Genomic DNA, 12,922 nt, shown 5'->3' on the forward strand with positions numbered 1-12,922 from the left:
TCGCTCCTGATAACGATTCTCATTATCTGGAAGCGGCCACCGGCCGTCAAATTGATTTTGGGCAAGCAGGGGATAGGGCGGCCCAATGGCGCCGCCCCGGCGGGACGGGCCACGGGCCATGCGGCGGGGTCAGGACTTGAGCTTGGCGTCCATGGAAATCCTGGCGTTGAGCACCTTGGACACGGGGCAGCCCTTTTCCGCCTTGCGGGCGGCATCCTCGAAGGCCTGGGCGCTGGCGCCCGGAATGACGGCTTCGACGGTCAGGTGGACGGCCGTGATGGAAAAGCCGTCGTCCACCTTGTCCAGCGTGACTTCGGCCTTGGTGTCCAGGCTTTGGGCGACCATGCCCGCTTCGGCCAGGATGTTGGACAGCGCCATGGTGAAGCAGCCGGCATGGGCCGCGCCCAGCAGTTCCTCGGGGTTGGTGCCGGGCGTGTCGCCGAAGCGGGTGTTGAAACCGTAGGGCTGGTCCTTGAGCGCGCCGCTTTGCGTGGAGATCGTGCCTTTGCCGGTCTTCAGGTCGCCCGACCAGGCGGCGGTTGCGGTTTTCTTCATGCGTGACTCCTGTAAAGGGGCCGCGCCCGTCGCGAGCGCGTCCGGTGGTGGGAGCGGGCCGCCGGCGGGCGGCGCGCGTTGCCTGGGGTGGCATCATCGATGATACGGCGGGCGCGGGCCCGCGACGCGGAAACCGCCCTTGCGCAACGGCAAGCCGATGTAACGGCGCAAGCGGGCACGCGGCGGGCTTCGCCGCACATCAGGCAAAATAGAAGCATCCTCTTCAAACCTCCTGAGAACCGCAGTCATGTCTCTCGATCTACTCCGCTGCGCCTGCGCCGTCGCGCTGGCCGTTCCCCTCTTTTCCGCCCAGGCCGAGGTCGTCATCGGCGTGGACGTGTCCACCACCGGCCCGGCCGCCGCGATTGGCATCCAGACCAACAACGCGATCCGCCTGTGGCCCGCCACGCTGGGCGGCGAACCGGCGCGCTACGTGGTGCTGGACGACGCCACGGACGTCAGCCGGGCGGTGAAGAACCTGCGCAAGCTGACCTCGGAAGACAAGGTCGACGCGATCGTGGGCCCCAATACCACGGCGGCGGCGCTGGCGGGCCTGGACGTGCTGGCCGAAACCGGCACGCCGATGATCGCGCTGGCGGCCTCCAGCGTCATCGTCGAGCCGCTGTCGGATCCGAAGCGCGCCTGGGCGTTCAAGATGCCGCAGAACGATTCGCTGATGGCCACCGTCCTGGTCGACGACATGAAGAAGAAGGGCCTGAAGAACGTGGCCTTCATCGGTTTCGCGGATTCCTATGGCGATAGCTGGTGGAAGGAGTTCAACGCCGCGGCCGGATCCGACCTGAAGATCGTGGCCCAGGAGCGCTTCCAGCGCACCGACGCTTCGGTGGTGGGGCAGGCGCTGAAGATCATCGCCGCCAAGCCGGATGCCGTGCTGATCGCCGGCGCGGGCACGCCTTCGGCCCTGCCGCAAAAGACGCTGCTGGAGCGCGGCTACACCGGCGCCATCTACCAGACCCACGGCATCGGCACGCTGGAGTTCCTGCAGGTCGGCGGCGCGGACGTGGAAGGCACCCTGTTCCCGACCGGCCCCGGCGTGGTGGCCCGCGAACTGCCGGACGACAACCCCGTCAAGAAGGTGGCGGTGGCGTTCGCCGACAAATACGAAGCCCAGTATGGCGCCCATACGCTGACGCAATTCGCGGGCGACGCCTACGGGGCCTGGATGCTGCTGGATTCGGCCGTGGCCCGGGCGCTGAAGACGGGCGCCAAGCCGGGCACGCCGGCGTTCCGCGCGGCGCTGCGCGACGCGCTGGAAAACACCCGCGACCTGATCGTGCCCAATGGGGTGCTGAACATCTCCAAGGACGACCACCAGGGCTTCGACGAGCGCGCCCGGGTCATGGGCGTGGTCAGGAATGGCCGGTTCTCGTACGCGCAATAACCGCAAAGGGGCGGGCGTCATGGGCGCCAACCGTTGGTAACGTGTCCTAACGCCCCATAGGGCGGGGCGATGGAAAAGCAGGCCGCGGCCTGCTTTTTTTCGATCATATTATTAGTGTAGAAATGATTTATTGTCGTATCATTTTTGGTGAAGCCATGTACCTAGAAATAAATTAGGGAGAAATCACCCATGAACCCATCCTCGACCTCGATCCGATCCCGGCGATTCCTGCTGGCCTTGAGCCTGGGCGTGCTGGCCGCGTGTTCCGATTCGGGATCCGACAAGCCCGCCCCGGCCGCGGCGAACGCGCCGCCGGGCGGCTCCACCCTGGAAGCCGCCAAGGCGGCCGGCAAGATACGCATCGGCTACGCCAACGAGGCTCCCTTCGCCTACATGGACAGCAAGGAAGCGAAGGTCACGGGCGAATCCGTCGAGATCGCCCGCGTGGTGCTCGAGCGCATGGGCATCGGCGAGGTGGAGGGCGTCCTGACCGAGTTCGGGTCGCTGATCCCGGGCTTGCAGGCCAAGCGTTTCGACATCATCGCGGCGGGCATGTACGTCACTCCCGAACGCTGCCAGCAAGTGGCGTTCTCCGACCCCACCTATGGCGTGGGCCAATCCTTCCTGGTCAAGCAGGGCAATCCCAAGAACCTGCACAGCTACGAAGACGTAGTGAAGAATCCCGACGCCAGGCTGGGCGTGGTGGTGGGCGCCATCGAGGCCGAGTATGCCTCCAAGTCCAACGTGCCGCCCGGCCAGGTGGTGGTGTTTCCGGACGCGGTCAGCGCTTTGTCCGGCGTGCAGGCCGGGCGCGCCGACGCCTACGCGGCCACCGCGCTCACGGTCAACGACCTGATGGGCAAGACCAGCGCGGGCAGCGACCTGGAGAAGGCCGAGCCGTTCAAGGATCCCGTCATCGACGGCAAGGACGTGCGCGGCTACGGCGCCTATGCGTTCCGCGCCGACGACAAGGCCTTCGCCGAAGCCTTCAACGCCGAACTCGCCAAGTTCGTCGGCACCGAAGAGCACCAGAAACTGGTGGCGCCTTTCGGCTTCACGCCGCAGGAGCTGCCCAAGGGAGTCACCGCGGCCCAGTTGTGCGCCGGCCAGTAAGGGGGCGCCGATGCAGTTGATATCCGAGCATTTCGCCGAACTGGCGCCGCCGCTGCTCGAAGGCCTGGGCGTCACGCTGCAGGTCATGGCGGGCGCGGTGGTGCTGGCCGTTCCGCTGGCGCTGACGGCGGGCATCTGCCGCCTGTCGGCGCTGCGCCCCTTGCGCTGGATCGCGTCGGTCTATGTGGAGGTGTTCCGGGGCACGTCGGCGCTGGTGCAGCTTTTCTGGTTCTATTTCGTGCTGCCGCTGTTCGGCGTGCAGTTGCCGGCCATGCTGGTGGGCATCGTGGTGCTGGCGCTGAACGCGGGGGCCTACGGCGCCGAAGTGGTGCGCGGCGCGATCCGCGCGGTGCCGCCGGGCCAGCGCGAAGCGGGCGTCGCCCTGAACCTGACGCGCGGGCAGATCATGCGCCGCATCGTCGTGCCGCAGGCCGTGCCCGCCATGCTGCCGCCAGCCGGCAACCTGCTGATCGAACTGTTGAAGAACACCGCGCTGGTGTCGCTGGTCACCATCACCGACCTGACATTCCGGGGCCAGTTGCTGCGCAGCGAAACCCTGCGCACCACCGAGATCTTCACCTTGATGCTGCTGCTGTACTTCGCGGTGGCCTTGCTGATCACGGCCGGGGTGCGCCTGCTGGAGCGGAGGGTCCGGGTCCGATGACACCGATATTCGATTGGTCTTTCGCCCTGGAAATCCTGCCCACGCTGGGCTCCGCGCTGATCGTCACCATCCAGGCCACGCTGCTGGGCATGCTGGTGGCCGTCACGCTGGGCCTGGTGCTGGCGATGCTGCGGCGTTCGCGGCTGCGCATCGTGTCGCTGCCCGTCGCCTTCGTGATCGAGTTCGTGCGCAGCACCCCCTTGCTGGTGCAGATGTATTTCCTGTTCTACGTCCTGCCGCTGAGCGGCGTGAGGATGTCGCCGCTGGCGACCGGCATCGTCGCGCTGGGCCTGCACTATGCGACCTACTGCGCGGAGGTCTACCGCGCCGGCATCGAGGCGGTGCCGCGCGGCCAATGGGAAGCCGCCACCGCCCTGAACCTGTCGCGCTGGCGCACGGCGGCCGACGTGGTGCTGCCGCAGGCCATCCCGCCCGTGGTGCCGGCGCTGGGCAATTACCTGGTCGCCATGTTCAAGGACACCCCGCTGCTGTCCGCGATCACCGTGGTGGAACTGCTGCAGCAAAGCAAGATGATCGGGTCCGCGACGTTCCGGTACACCGAGCCCCTGACCCTGGTGGGCCTGCTGTTCCTGGCCCTGAGCCTGGTGGCCGCATGGGGCGTGCGCGGCCTGGAGGCCCGCCTGCAACGATATGGAGGAAAGCGATGAGTGCCAGCGTAAGCATCAAGAACCTGCGCAAGCAGTACGGAGATCTGGAGGTGCTGCGCGGCATCGACCTGGAGATACCCGCCGGCCAGACGGTGGCCGTGATCGGGCCCTCGGGCTCGGGCAAGTCCACCTTGCTGCGGGTGCTGATGACGCTGGACCGGCCCAGCAGCGGCGACATCGAGATCGACGGCGTGCCGATGTGGACGGACGCCCGGGGCCGGCCCGCCGGCTCCAATTCGGAGCACCTGCGCAAGGTGCGCGGCAAGATCGGCATGGTGTTCCAGCACTTCAACCTGTTCCCGCACATGACGGCGCTGGGCAACGCCATGGAAGCGCCGCTGCGCGTGCTGGGCATGTCTCGCGCCGAGGCCCGCGAACGGGCCGTGGAGTATCTGGAGATGGTCGGCCTGGGCGACAAGCTGGACGTCTATCCCGCGCAATTGTCCGGCGGGCAGAAACAGCGCGTGGGCATCGCGCGGGCGCTGGCCATGTGCCCCGGCATCATGCTGTTCGACGAGGTGACCTCGGCGCTGGATCCGGAACTGGTGGGCGGGATCCTGCAGATCCTGCGCGACCTGTCGGCCCGCCGCAGCATGACGATGATCATCGTGACCCACCAGATGAAGTTCGCCGAGCGCAGCTCGGACCGCACCCTGTTCTTCGACCAAGGCAACATCGTCGAGGACGCGGAATCGTCCGTGCTGTTCAGCCAGCCCCGGGAGGCGCGCACGCGCCAGTTCCTGGACTCCGTGATCGAAGGCCAGTAGGCCCCCGGCCCCGGGCCGGGTTTGACCCTGCCGCCGCGCCGGGATTCGCGCTGCGCGCGCGGCGCGGGCGCTATGCTGTGGCATCCAATGCCACGGAGGCTTCCAGCATGACCCATCTATTCAGTCCCACCTCGATCGGCAACCTCGAACTGGCCAACCGCATCGTCATCGCGCCCATGTGCGAATACTCGGCGGAAGAAGGCCGGGCCACCGATTGGCACATGATCCACCTGGGGCATCTGGCGTTGTCGGGCGCCGCGCTGCTGTTCGTCGAGGCCACGGCGGTGGAGCCGGACGGCAGGATCTCGCCGGGCGACCTCGGCCTGTGGTCCGACGACACCGAAAGCGCGCTGGGCCGGGTCGTGGACGCCGTGCGCCGCTATTCGCCCATCAAGCTGGGCATCCAGCTTGGCCATGCCGGCCGCAAGGCGTCCAGCGCCGAGCCCTGGAACGGCGGCCAACTGGTGCCGGCCAGCGAAGGCGGCTGGCAGGGCTGGGCGCCTTCGGCCGTGCCGCACAACGCCTCCGAACCCCCGCCCCATGCGCTGGACGCGGCGGGCCTGGCGCGCGTGCGCGACGCCTTCGCCGACAGCGCCCGCCGCGCGGTCCGCCTGGGCTTCGACGCGATCGAACTGCACGCCGCGCACGGTTATCTGCTGCACCAGTTCCTGTCGCCGCTGGCGAACCGGCGCGACGACGCCTATGGCGGGTCGCTGGAGAACCGCATGCGCTTCCCGCTGGAAGTGTTCCAGGCGCTGCGCGAGGCCGTCCCGCCGTCGGTGGCGCTGGGCGTGCGCGTGTCCGCCACCGACTGGGTCGACGGCGGCTGGGACCTGGCGCAGACGCTGGTCTTCGCGCAGGCCTTGAAGGACCGCGGCTGTGAATTCATCGACGTCTCCAGCGGCGGCGTATCGTCGCAGCAGAAGATTCCCGTCGGGCCGAATTACCAGGTGCCCTTCGCCGACGAGATCAAGCGCAAGGTGGGCATGCCCACGATCGCCGTGGGCCTGATCACCGAGCCGCAACAGGCCGAGGACATCCTGGCCCGCGGCGAGGCCGACATGGTCGCGCTGGCCCGCGGCATGCTGTACGACCCCCGCTGGCCGTGGCACGCCGCGGCGCAACTGGGCGGGCAGGTCGCCGCGCCGCGCCAGTACTGGCGCTCGCAGCCGCGCGAGCACAAGGCGCTGTTCGGCGAAACGCGCTTCGGGCAGCGCTAGGCGCGGCCGGCTAGGCGCGGCCGGCTTAGGCGCGGCCGGGCCGCGCGCCCTCGTAGGCGTCCTGCAATAGCGCCCGCAGTGCCGCGCGTTCCAGCGGGCGGGGGTTGGGGTAGGGCGTCTGCAAGGCGATGTCGCAGGCCCGGTCCAGGTCTTCCTCCCGCATGCCGATCTCGCGCAGGGCGGTGGGCGCGCCCAGCGATTTGGCGAGGTCGAACACGCCTTCGGGGGCGTCTGCCGCGCCCAGCGCCGCGGCGACGCGCTCCAACGCCCGCGGCGCGGCGGGCGCGTTGTAGGCCAGGGCTTGCGGCAGCACCACGGTATGCACTTCGGCGTGCGGCAGGTTGAAGCTGCCGCCCAGCGTGTGGCAGAGCTTGTGGTGCAGGGCCATGCCGACGCTGCCCAGCACGGTGCCGCAGAGCCAGGCGCCGTAGAGCGCGTCGCCGCGCGCCGATCGCAGCGCGTCGCCGTCGGCGCCGCCCGCGATGACGGGCAGGGCGCGCGCCAGCGCCCGGATGCCTTCCTGGGCCATCAGATCCATGACCGGATTGCCGTCGCGCGCGTACAGCCCCTCGGCGGCGTGGGCGATGGCGTTGATGCCGCTGGTCACGCTCATGGCCGCCGGCAGGGCCAGGCTCAGTTCCGGGTCGTAGACCACGCTGCGCGGCAGCACCCGGTCGTCCTTGCCCGTTTTCTTGAGGCCCGCCTCGGTGATGCCGTAGATCGGCGTCATCTCGGAACCCGCGTAGGTGGTGGGCACCGCGATGATGGGCAGGCCGGAATCGAGCGCGATGGCCTTGCCCAGGCCGATGGTGGAGCCGCCGCCCACGGCCACGGCGCAGTCCGCGCCGAGTTCGCTGGCGGCCTGCCGGGCCTGGCGGGCGGTCTCGATGGGCACGTGCATCACGGCCTGGTCGAAGATGCCGGCCACCCGGGGGGCGCCCAGCAGCGCGGCGGCCTGTTCCGCCTGCGCGCGCTGTTGCGGCGTGCACAGCACCAGCGCGCGCTTCAGGCCCAGCGCGTCCAGCTCGGCCGCCAGGCCGCGCAGGCTGCCGGGGCCGAAGACCACGCGCTGCGCGCGGCTGGCGTAGACGAAGGGAGGCACGGCGTTCGGGTAGGGCAGGCCGGTCATTGCGTCACGATTCCCCGGGTTTTGATGAGCTGGCCCCAGCGTTCGGATTCGGCGCGCACCAGCGCGTCCATGTCCGCGCGTCCGCCGGCGACCACTTCGAAGCCGGCCGCCGTGATGCGGCCCTCCACGGCCGGATCGCGCAGCGTGGCGATCGTGGCCGTCTCCAGCTTGTCCAGGACCGCGGGGGGCGTCTGGGCCGGCGCCACCATGCCTACCCAGGAATAGATCTCGAAGCCCGGGTAGGTTTCGGCGATGGCGGGCACGTCGGGCAGGGCCGCCACGCGCTTGGGCGCGGTGACCGCCAGCGCGCGCAGCTTGCCGCTCTGGATGTGGGGCAGCACCAGCGGCAGGCTGGCGATGATGGAATCCACGTGGCCGCCCATCAGGTCGGACAGGGCCGGGCCGCCGCCGCGGTACGGCGTATGGATGCCGCTGGTGCCCGCCTGCTGGTGGAACAGTTCGGCCGCCAGGTGGTTGGAACTGCCGGCGCCCACCGAGGCGAACGATACGTCGCCTTTCTTCGCGGCCGCGACGTAGTCGGCCAGCGTCTGGTAGGGGCCGCTGCCCGTCACCGCCAGCACCATGGGCGAACGCACCATGTAGGAGACGCCGGTGAGGTCGCGCTCGGTGACGTAGGACAGCTTGGGATGGATGAGCTGTTCGGTGGCGTAGGAATCGAACACCATCTCCACCGTGTAGCCGTCGGCCGGCGCCTTGGCCACCAGCGCCGTGCCGATGGTGCCGCCGGCGCCGCCGCGGTTGTCGATGACCACCGGCTGGCCCAGCTTCTCCTGCAGCGATTGCTGCACCTGGCGGGCCACGTTGTCCACCGTGCCGCCCGCGGCGAACGGCACCACCACGGTGACGGGTTTGCTGGGATAGGACTGCGCCGCGGCCGGGCCGGCGGTCCAGGCGGAGGCCGCCAGGGCGGCGCCCGCCAGCAGGGCGAGGGGCTTGCGGCGAATGTCGGTGAATCGGGGCATGAAGTCTCCTGGGCGTGTTGTCGTCGTTATCGCGGCTGCCAGGACTGGGCGATCTTTGTGAAAATTGCCAAGGTGCAGCCATGCACGCTATCGTAAGTGCCAACGCCCGCAGGAAAGTAGGCGCCGAACGCCAAACCCTTTTGCGTAGTACGCACAAATGAAAGCCGTCAAATTTGCCGAAAACCTGTCCATCTTCGTGGACGTCGCCCGCGCGCAGAGCTTTTCCGAGGTGGCCCGCCGCCGCGGAATGGTGGCCTCGTCCGTGGCGCGGCAGATCGGGGCCCTGGAATCCGAACTGCAGGTGCCGCTGTTCGTGCGTTCGACCCGCGCCCTGGTGCCCACCGAGGCCGGAGAGGTGCTGTACGAACGGGCCGTGAAGATCCTGCACGACATGACGGAGGCGCGCTCGGAGGTCATTTCGCTGGAGCAGACCGTGCAGGGCCTGCTGCGCGTGAGCTGCCTGCCCGCCTTCGCGCGCCGCTACGTGGTGCCCATCCTGCAACAGTTGGGCGAACGCCATCCGCAACTGCGGGTGGAACTGGAACTGACCGAGCGAGTGGTGGACCCGGTGGTCGAGCGCATGGACGTCGTGGTGCGCGTGGGGCAGCAGCCCGACAGCAGCCTGATCGGCCAGCGCATTGGCAGCCACCGTTACCTGATCTGCGCCGCGCCGTCGTATCTGGAGCGCCACGGCGTGCCGCGGACGCTGGCGGACCTGTCGCGCCACCGCCTGATCGACCGGCGCCACAGCACTAGCGTGCGGGGCTGGCGCGAACTGGGCGACGGCCAGTGGGCGCAGGACGCCAGGTTCGTGCTGGAGTGCGATGACTGCGATGCGCGGCGCCAGGCGGCGCTGGAAGGGCTGGGCATCGCGCTCATGCCCAATTGGTCGGCGGGGCCGGACATCGGCGCCGGCCGCCTGGTGCAGCTTGCGCTGCAGGACGCCAGCCCGCCGCCCGACAGCGGCATCTACCTGCTGCGGGCCATGCCGCGCGCCAACGCCCGGATACGCGCCTTCACCGAGCAGTTGCGGCGGCAGGTGGGTTCGCCGTCGGTCTGGGACGTGGCCATCGATTCGGCGTGCCCGCCGGCTGCCGCGCCCGCCGCGCGCGGGGCCTAGAGGCGGGAGTAGGCCTGTTCCAGTTCGCGGTGCAGCGCGTCGGCGAAGTCCGCGCTGGCGGGATCCTGCTGCGACATCAGCCGGGCCAGCACGACGTTGTCTTCCTCGCCGTTCCAGATCTTGATGTAGGTGCCTTCCTTGTAGCCGTGCCGCTGGCGGAAGATGTTCAGCACGTTCTTGGACACGTACTGGGTATAGGCGTCGTTCCAGCTCATTTCGCACGCCGCCATGGTTTGTTCCAGCACCTTGAAGCTGGCGCGTCCGCACACCGCCAGGCCGCCGATCAATTCCAGCAGTTCGGGCACGTTCAGCGCGTCCAGCGCGTAGGCCTTGCCGTCCAGCGAGACGGAAGCGGGGCCCGCCAGGTCGGCGACCAGCGCGTCGGCCGCGCCGCCGATGGCGCCGCCGGCCTCGACGATCGTGTGCGACAGGTAGAAATGCAGGATGTCCACCAGTTCCATCTGCACCTGGGGCAGGTCGATGGTCTGCTTCTTCCACCACTTCCAGCCGTAGTGCTCCAGCGCCTCGGCGGATTCGACGAAGGCGGCGCGCAGGAAGCGGGCCCCGCCGTTCACCCAGTCCGGATTGATCATGGTGTTCAAGTGGTCCTGCAACTTGAGCATCGTGGCCGCCTGGGCCTGGTTCAATCCGACAACGTTATTCACTTTCACTCCGGGGTTCGTGGGGCCTTTGCGGCTGCGGCGGAAATGTTAGCACCATTGCCTTCGCGCACAGCCCGCCGGCGGCGTCAGGCGCCGCCGTCCTTGCGGTAGGACGAGGGCTTGAGCGGCGGCAGTTTTTCCAGCGGCGTCTTGCGCGGATTGCGCGCGCTGCCGGCCGCCTTGAACAGCATGACCGCGAAGAACACCAGGAAGATGGCGGGCATCAGTTCGTCCAGGTCGAACCGCGGGCTGCGCAGGACTTCGAAGACGATGCGCGCCGCGGCCCAGCCGGCCAGCACGCCGGCGACCGTCAGGATGATGCCGATCTTGCGCTGCCGCGCGCGCCGCGCCAGCGGCACCGCGGCGGGGTCCTCGTGGCCGGCGGCGGGAGGAGGCGCGGCGGCGCCGGACCGCGACGGCAGGGGCGGCGGCGCGGATTTGCCCCAGGGGGCGGTGGACAGCGGTTCGGGCGGCGCGGACGGCGCGGGGACGGGCTCGGGCACGCGCCGGGCGGCCTCGCGCTTGGGCGGGACCCTGCCGGGCGTCGCGCCGCCGGCGCGCGTCAGGTTTTCGATATAGCGCGCGAAATCGCCGTCCTTCGGCTCGGCATCCATGGCCATTTCCTTCTCCGGTTCAGTTGCCGCGGCGTTGCCGCGCCGGCACGCGGCGCTTGCGCAGCATGGCTAGCAGCAAACCGCATCCTAGCAGCACCGAGAGCCCCGCGCCGATCATCATGGCGATCTGCTGCGCGTTGTCCGCCGCGCCCAGGCTGCGCGCGGTGAGGTATCCCGGCGCCAGCATCAGGGGCAGCCACAGGACGGCCGACGTGACGTTGGCCAACTGGAAGCGGGCGTGCGCCATGCCCATGACCCCGGCGACGGTGGGAATGGTGGAACGGATGGGGCCCAGGAAGCGGCCGATCAGCACGGAAGCGAAACCGTAGCGATGGAAGAACAGCCGGGCGCGCGCCACGCCGGTGCGCTGCTGCTTCAGCGGCCAGCGGCGCAGCACGCCCGGTCCGGCCCAGCGGCCCAGCCAATAGGACAGGGCGTCGCCGACGATCGCGCCGGCGATGCCCCAGGCGACGACGCCCCACGGGCTCAGCGTGCCGGCGCCGATCAGGCCGCCGGTCAGCAGCATCAGGGCGGTGGCCGGGATGAACAGGCCCAGCAGCACCATGGATTCGCCCAGGGTCAGCAGGAAGGTGATCGGCCCCGCCCACGCCTGGTTGGTCTCGATGAACAAGGCTATCTTGTCGACGTATAGGTCCATAAGCGGAAACTTGAAAATTAGCTGAATGCAATCAGGTATCTTAACGCCTGCATGGACGGCCGCGCGGGGCGTAGTCCGTCCGGTTGAAGCTTATCGTCGGGGAATTATGGATTCGGTTACGCAAGCGGTGCTGGGCGCGGGGATACAGGGCGCCCTGATGGGGCGCTTCCAGGGACGGCGGGCGCTGATCTACGGCGCGGCGCTGGCCACGGTGCCGGACCTGGACGTGCTGATGAGCTATCCGGATCCGGTGTCGCTCATGACCTACCACCGGGGGTTCTCGCATTCGGTCTTCGTCCTGACCGGCCTGGCCGCCTTGCTGGCGTGGCTGATCCGCAAATACTGGCCGCAGGCGCCCTACGGCGGGCGCCGGCTGTTCCTGACCCTGTGGCTGGTGCTGGTGACCCATCCGGTGCTGGACGCCTTCACCGTCTACGGGACGCAGCTCTTCTGGCCGCTGGCGCGCATTCCGGAAAGCTGGTCGGCCATCTTCATCATCGATCCGGTCTATACCGTGCCGTTGCTGGCGGGAATGCTGTTCGCCATCGCTTTCGGAATGACCCGGACCGCGCGCCGCCTGCTGGCCGCGGCGCTGGTCTTCAGCACGGCCTACCTGGGCTTCGGCCTGGCGGGGCGCGTGGCCGCCGAACACCGGGTGCGCGACGCGATGCAGGCGCAGGGCATCGCGGTTGCCGAACTGCGGGCCGTCTCCATGCCGTTTAATACGCTGGTCTGGCGCGTCATCGCAAAGACCGCGGACGGCGACTATTACGAATCGGTCAGCAGCCCGTTCGACCGGGCTCCCCCGGAATGGCTGCGCCAGCCGCTGCACCTGGACCTGGGCCGGGCGCTGGCAGGCGTGCCGCTGCACGAACGGCTGCGCTGGTTCACGGACGACTGGCTGCGCTACGACGCCATCGGCGACGCCCTGGTGGTGACGGACCTGCGGATGGGGCTGGCGGGGCACTACACCTTCCGCTTCAAGATGGCCGAGCGCGCCGCCGACGGAACCTGGACCCCGGTGACGCCGTCGAGCTGGCCCAGCGAGCGCGGCGGATGGCCCGAACTGAAGCGGGTCCTGGCCCGCATCCTGCACGAACAGCCGCCGCTGCCGCTGGCGCAGTGGTCGGAGTTGTCCTTGCGATAGCCCGGGATGCGGGTGTGAGATGCAGGTGTCTAGATGCAGGTGTCTGACACCCTAGGGCAAGGCGCTTCAAGCTTGAAGCAGCGCGTCACGGGTGTCAGACACCCCCGCGGCACCCACCTCCTTCCCCCGTGTCAGACACCCGGCCACACCTCTTCCCCCCGTGCCGCCGTCTCGTACGGGTGTCAGACACTTGCCCTCCGCATATGCAGGTGTCTGACAC

14 protein-coding genes are annotated in these 12,922 nt (G+C 69.0%); 8 read left to right on the plus strand and 6 right to left on the minus strand.

Going from position 1 to position 12,922, the window contains the following annotated elements; translation table 11 throughout:
* Nucleotides 1-129: 129 nt before the first annotated feature.
* Entirely contained in the window at nucleotides 130-555 is a 426-nt protein-coding gene (locus AVE30378_RS03710; RefSeq protein WP_129239423.1) for an OsmC family protein, read from the minus strand.
* Nucleotides 556-802: 247 nt separating this feature from the next.
* On the opposite strand from AVE30378_RS03710, the gene AVE30378_RS03715 reads away from it, so the two are divergent.
* From AVE30378_RS03715 to AVE30378_RS03740, 6 genes are all read left to right on the plus strand, one after another.
* Complete coding sequence (locus AVE30378_RS03715; RefSeq protein ID WP_129239424.1) at nucleotides 803-1,957, plus strand: ABC transporter substrate-binding protein; 1,155 nt, start codon at nucleotides 803-805, stop codon at nucleotides 1,955-1,957.
* 189 nt (nucleotides 1,958-2,146) lie between these two features.
* Nucleotides 2,147-3,070 carry an ectoine/hydroxyectoine ABC transporter substrate-binding protein EhuB gene (gene ehuB, locus AVE30378_RS03720; RefSeq protein ID WP_129239425.1) on the plus strand — a complete coding sequence of 308 codons (924 nt, stop codon included), beginning with the start codon at nucleotides 2,147-2,149 and terminating at the stop codon, nucleotides 3,068-3,070.
* Between the two features lie 10 nt (nucleotides 3,071-3,080).
* Nucleotides 3,081-3,734 (plus strand): ectoine/hydroxyectoine ABC transporter permease subunit EhuC, encoded by a 654-nt coding sequence (ehuC, locus tag AVE30378_RS03725; protein WP_129239426.1) that lies wholly within the window; start codon nucleotides 3,081-3,083, stop codon nucleotides 3,732-3,734.
* Entirely contained in the window at nucleotides 3,731-4,402 is a 672-nt protein-coding gene (gene ehuD, locus AVE30378_RS03730) for an ectoine/hydroxyectoine ABC transporter permease subunit EhuD (protein ID WP_129239427.1), read from the plus strand. The genes ehuC and ehuD overlap by 4 nt, the downstream gene beginning before the upstream one ends.
* A complete protein-coding gene (ehuA, locus tag AVE30378_RS03735) occupies nucleotides 4,399-5,169 on the plus strand; it encodes an ectoine/hydroxyectoine ABC transporter ATP-binding protein EhuA (RefSeq protein ID WP_129239428.1) in 771 nt (256 codons plus the stop codon). The genes ehuD and ehuA overlap by 4 nt, the downstream gene beginning before the upstream one ends.
* A 107-nt stretch (nucleotides 5,170-5,276) precedes the next feature.
* On the plus strand, nucleotides 5,277-6,389 hold the full coding sequence (locus tag AVE30378_RS03740; protein ID WP_129239429.1) for an NADH:flavin oxidoreductase/NADH oxidase: 1,113 nt from the start codon (nucleotides 5,277-5,279) through the stop codon (nucleotides 6,387-6,389).
* A 25-nt stretch (nucleotides 6,390-6,414) separates the two neighbouring features.
* On the opposite strand, the gene AVE30378_RS03745 is transcribed toward AVE30378_RS03740, so the two are convergent.
* Together AVE30378_RS03745 and AVE30378_RS03750 are read right to left on the minus strand one after the other, a co-directional pair.
* A complete protein-coding gene (locus AVE30378_RS03745) occupies nucleotides 6,415-7,518 on the minus strand; it encodes a maleylacetate reductase (RefSeq protein WP_208742339.1) in 1,104 nt (367 codons plus the stop codon).
* Nucleotides 7,515-8,501 carry a tripartite tricarboxylate transporter substrate binding protein gene (locus AVE30378_RS03750; RefSeq protein ID WP_129239430.1) on the minus strand — a complete coding sequence of 329 codons (987 nt, stop codon included), beginning with the start codon at nucleotides 8,499-8,501 and terminating at the stop codon, nucleotides 7,515-7,517. Before AVE30378_RS03750 ends, AVE30378_RS03745 begins: the two co-directional genes overlap by 4 nt.
* A gap of 157 nt (nucleotides 8,502-8,658) precedes the next feature.
* Here AVE30378_RS03750 and AVE30378_RS03755 point away from each other — a divergent pair, with 157 nt between their 5' ends.
* The gene (locus tag AVE30378_RS03755) at nucleotides 8,659-9,621 is read left to right on the plus strand and encodes a LysR family transcriptional regulator (RefSeq protein ID WP_129239431.1); all 963 of its coding nucleotides are present in this window, start codon (nucleotides 8,659-8,661) and stop codon (nucleotides 9,619-9,621) included.
* Here the strand turns inward: AVE30378_RS03755 and AVE30378_RS03760 are convergent.
* The 3 genes from AVE30378_RS03760 to AVE30378_RS03770 all read right to left on the minus strand — a co-directional run bounded on the left by AVE30378_RS03760 (nucleotide 9,618) and on the right by AVE30378_RS03770 (nucleotide 11,555).
* Nucleotides 9,618-10,268: a dUTPase gene (locus AVE30378_RS03760; protein ID WP_129239528.1), complete on the minus strand. Its 651-nt coding sequence runs from the start codon at nucleotides 10,266-10,268 to the stop codon at nucleotides 9,618-9,620. The genes AVE30378_RS03755 and AVE30378_RS03760 overlap by 4 nt on opposite strands.
* A gap of 101 nt (nucleotides 10,269-10,369) precedes the next feature.
* Nucleotides 10,370-10,897, minus strand: coding sequence for a hypothetical protein (locus AVE30378_RS03765; RefSeq protein ID WP_422393617.1), 528 nt, complete (start codon nucleotides 10,895-10,897; stop codon nucleotides 10,370-10,372).
* Nucleotides 10,898-10,916: 19 nt separating this feature from the next.
* A complete protein-coding gene (locus AVE30378_RS03770) occupies nucleotides 10,917-11,555 on the minus strand; it encodes a DedA family protein (RefSeq protein ID WP_129239433.1) in 639 nt (212 codons plus the stop codon).
* Nucleotides 11,556-11,661: 106 nt separating this feature from the next.
* Between AVE30378_RS03770 and AVE30378_RS03775 the strand changes: the two genes are divergently transcribed.
* Nucleotides 11,662-12,702 (plus strand): metal-dependent hydrolase, encoded by a 1,041-nt coding sequence (locus tag AVE30378_RS03775; RefSeq protein WP_129239434.1) that lies wholly within the window; start codon nucleotides 11,662-11,664, stop codon nucleotides 12,700-12,702.
* Nucleotides 12,703-12,922 lie beyond the last annotated feature (220 nt).

This window comes from Achromobacter veterisilvae (assembly GCF_900496975.1).
Lineage (GTDB): Bacteria > Pseudomonadota > Gammaproteobacteria > Burkholderiales > Burkholderiaceae_B > Achromobacter > Achromobacter veterisilvae.

Excerpts from the sequence above, each read along its gene's own strand:
- AVE30378_RS03745 (WP_208742339.1), bottom strand. The coding sequence starts at position 7,518 with ATGACCGGCCTGCCCTACCCGAACGCCGTGCCTCCCTTCGTCTACGCC.
- ehuC (WP_129239426.1), top strand. The coding sequence starts at position 3,081 with ATGCAGTTGATATCCGAGCATTTCGCCGAACTGGCGCCGCCGCTGCTC.
- AVE30378_RS03775 (WP_129239434.1), top strand. The coding sequence starts at position 11,662 with ATGGATTCGGTTACGCAAGCGGTGCTGGGCGCGGGGATACAGGGCGCC.
- AVE30378_RS03740 (WP_129239429.1), top strand. The coding sequence starts at position 5,277 with ATGACCCATCTATTCAGTCCCACCTCGATCGGCAACCTCGAACTGGCC.
- ehuA (WP_129239428.1), top strand. The coding sequence starts at position 4,399 with ATGAGTGCCAGCGTAAGCATCAAGAACCTGCGCAAGCAGTACGGAGAT.
- AVE30378_RS03710 (WP_129239423.1), bottom strand. The coding sequence starts at position 555 with ATGAAGAAAACCGCAACCGCCGCCTGGTCGGGCGACCTGAAGACCGGC.
- AVE30378_RS03755 (WP_129239431.1), top strand. The coding sequence starts at position 8,659 with ATGAAAGCCGTCAAATTTGCCGAAAACCTGTCCATCTTCGTGGACGTC.
- ehuD (WP_129239427.1), top strand. The coding sequence starts at position 3,731 with ATGACACCGATATTCGATTGGTCTTTCGCCCTGGAAATCCTGCCCACG.
- AVE30378_RS03750 (WP_129239430.1), bottom strand. The coding sequence starts at position 8,501 with ATGCCCCGATTCACCGACATTCGCCGCAAGCCCCTCGCCCTGCTGGCG.
- AVE30378_RS03765 (WP_422393617.1), bottom strand. The coding sequence starts at position 10,897 with ATGGATGCCGAGCCGAAGGACGGCGATTTCGCGCGCTATATCGAAAAC.
- ehuB (WP_129239425.1), top strand. The coding sequence starts at position 2,147 with ATGAACCCATCCTCGACCTCGATCCGATCCCGGCGATTCCTGCTGGCC.
- AVE30378_RS03770 (WP_129239433.1), bottom strand. The coding sequence starts at position 11,555 with ATGGACCTATACGTCGACAAGATAGCCTTGTTCATCGAGACCAACCAG.
- AVE30378_RS03715 (WP_129239424.1), top strand. The coding sequence starts at position 803 with ATGTCTCTCGATCTACTCCGCTGCGCCTGCGCCGTCGCGCTGGCCGTT.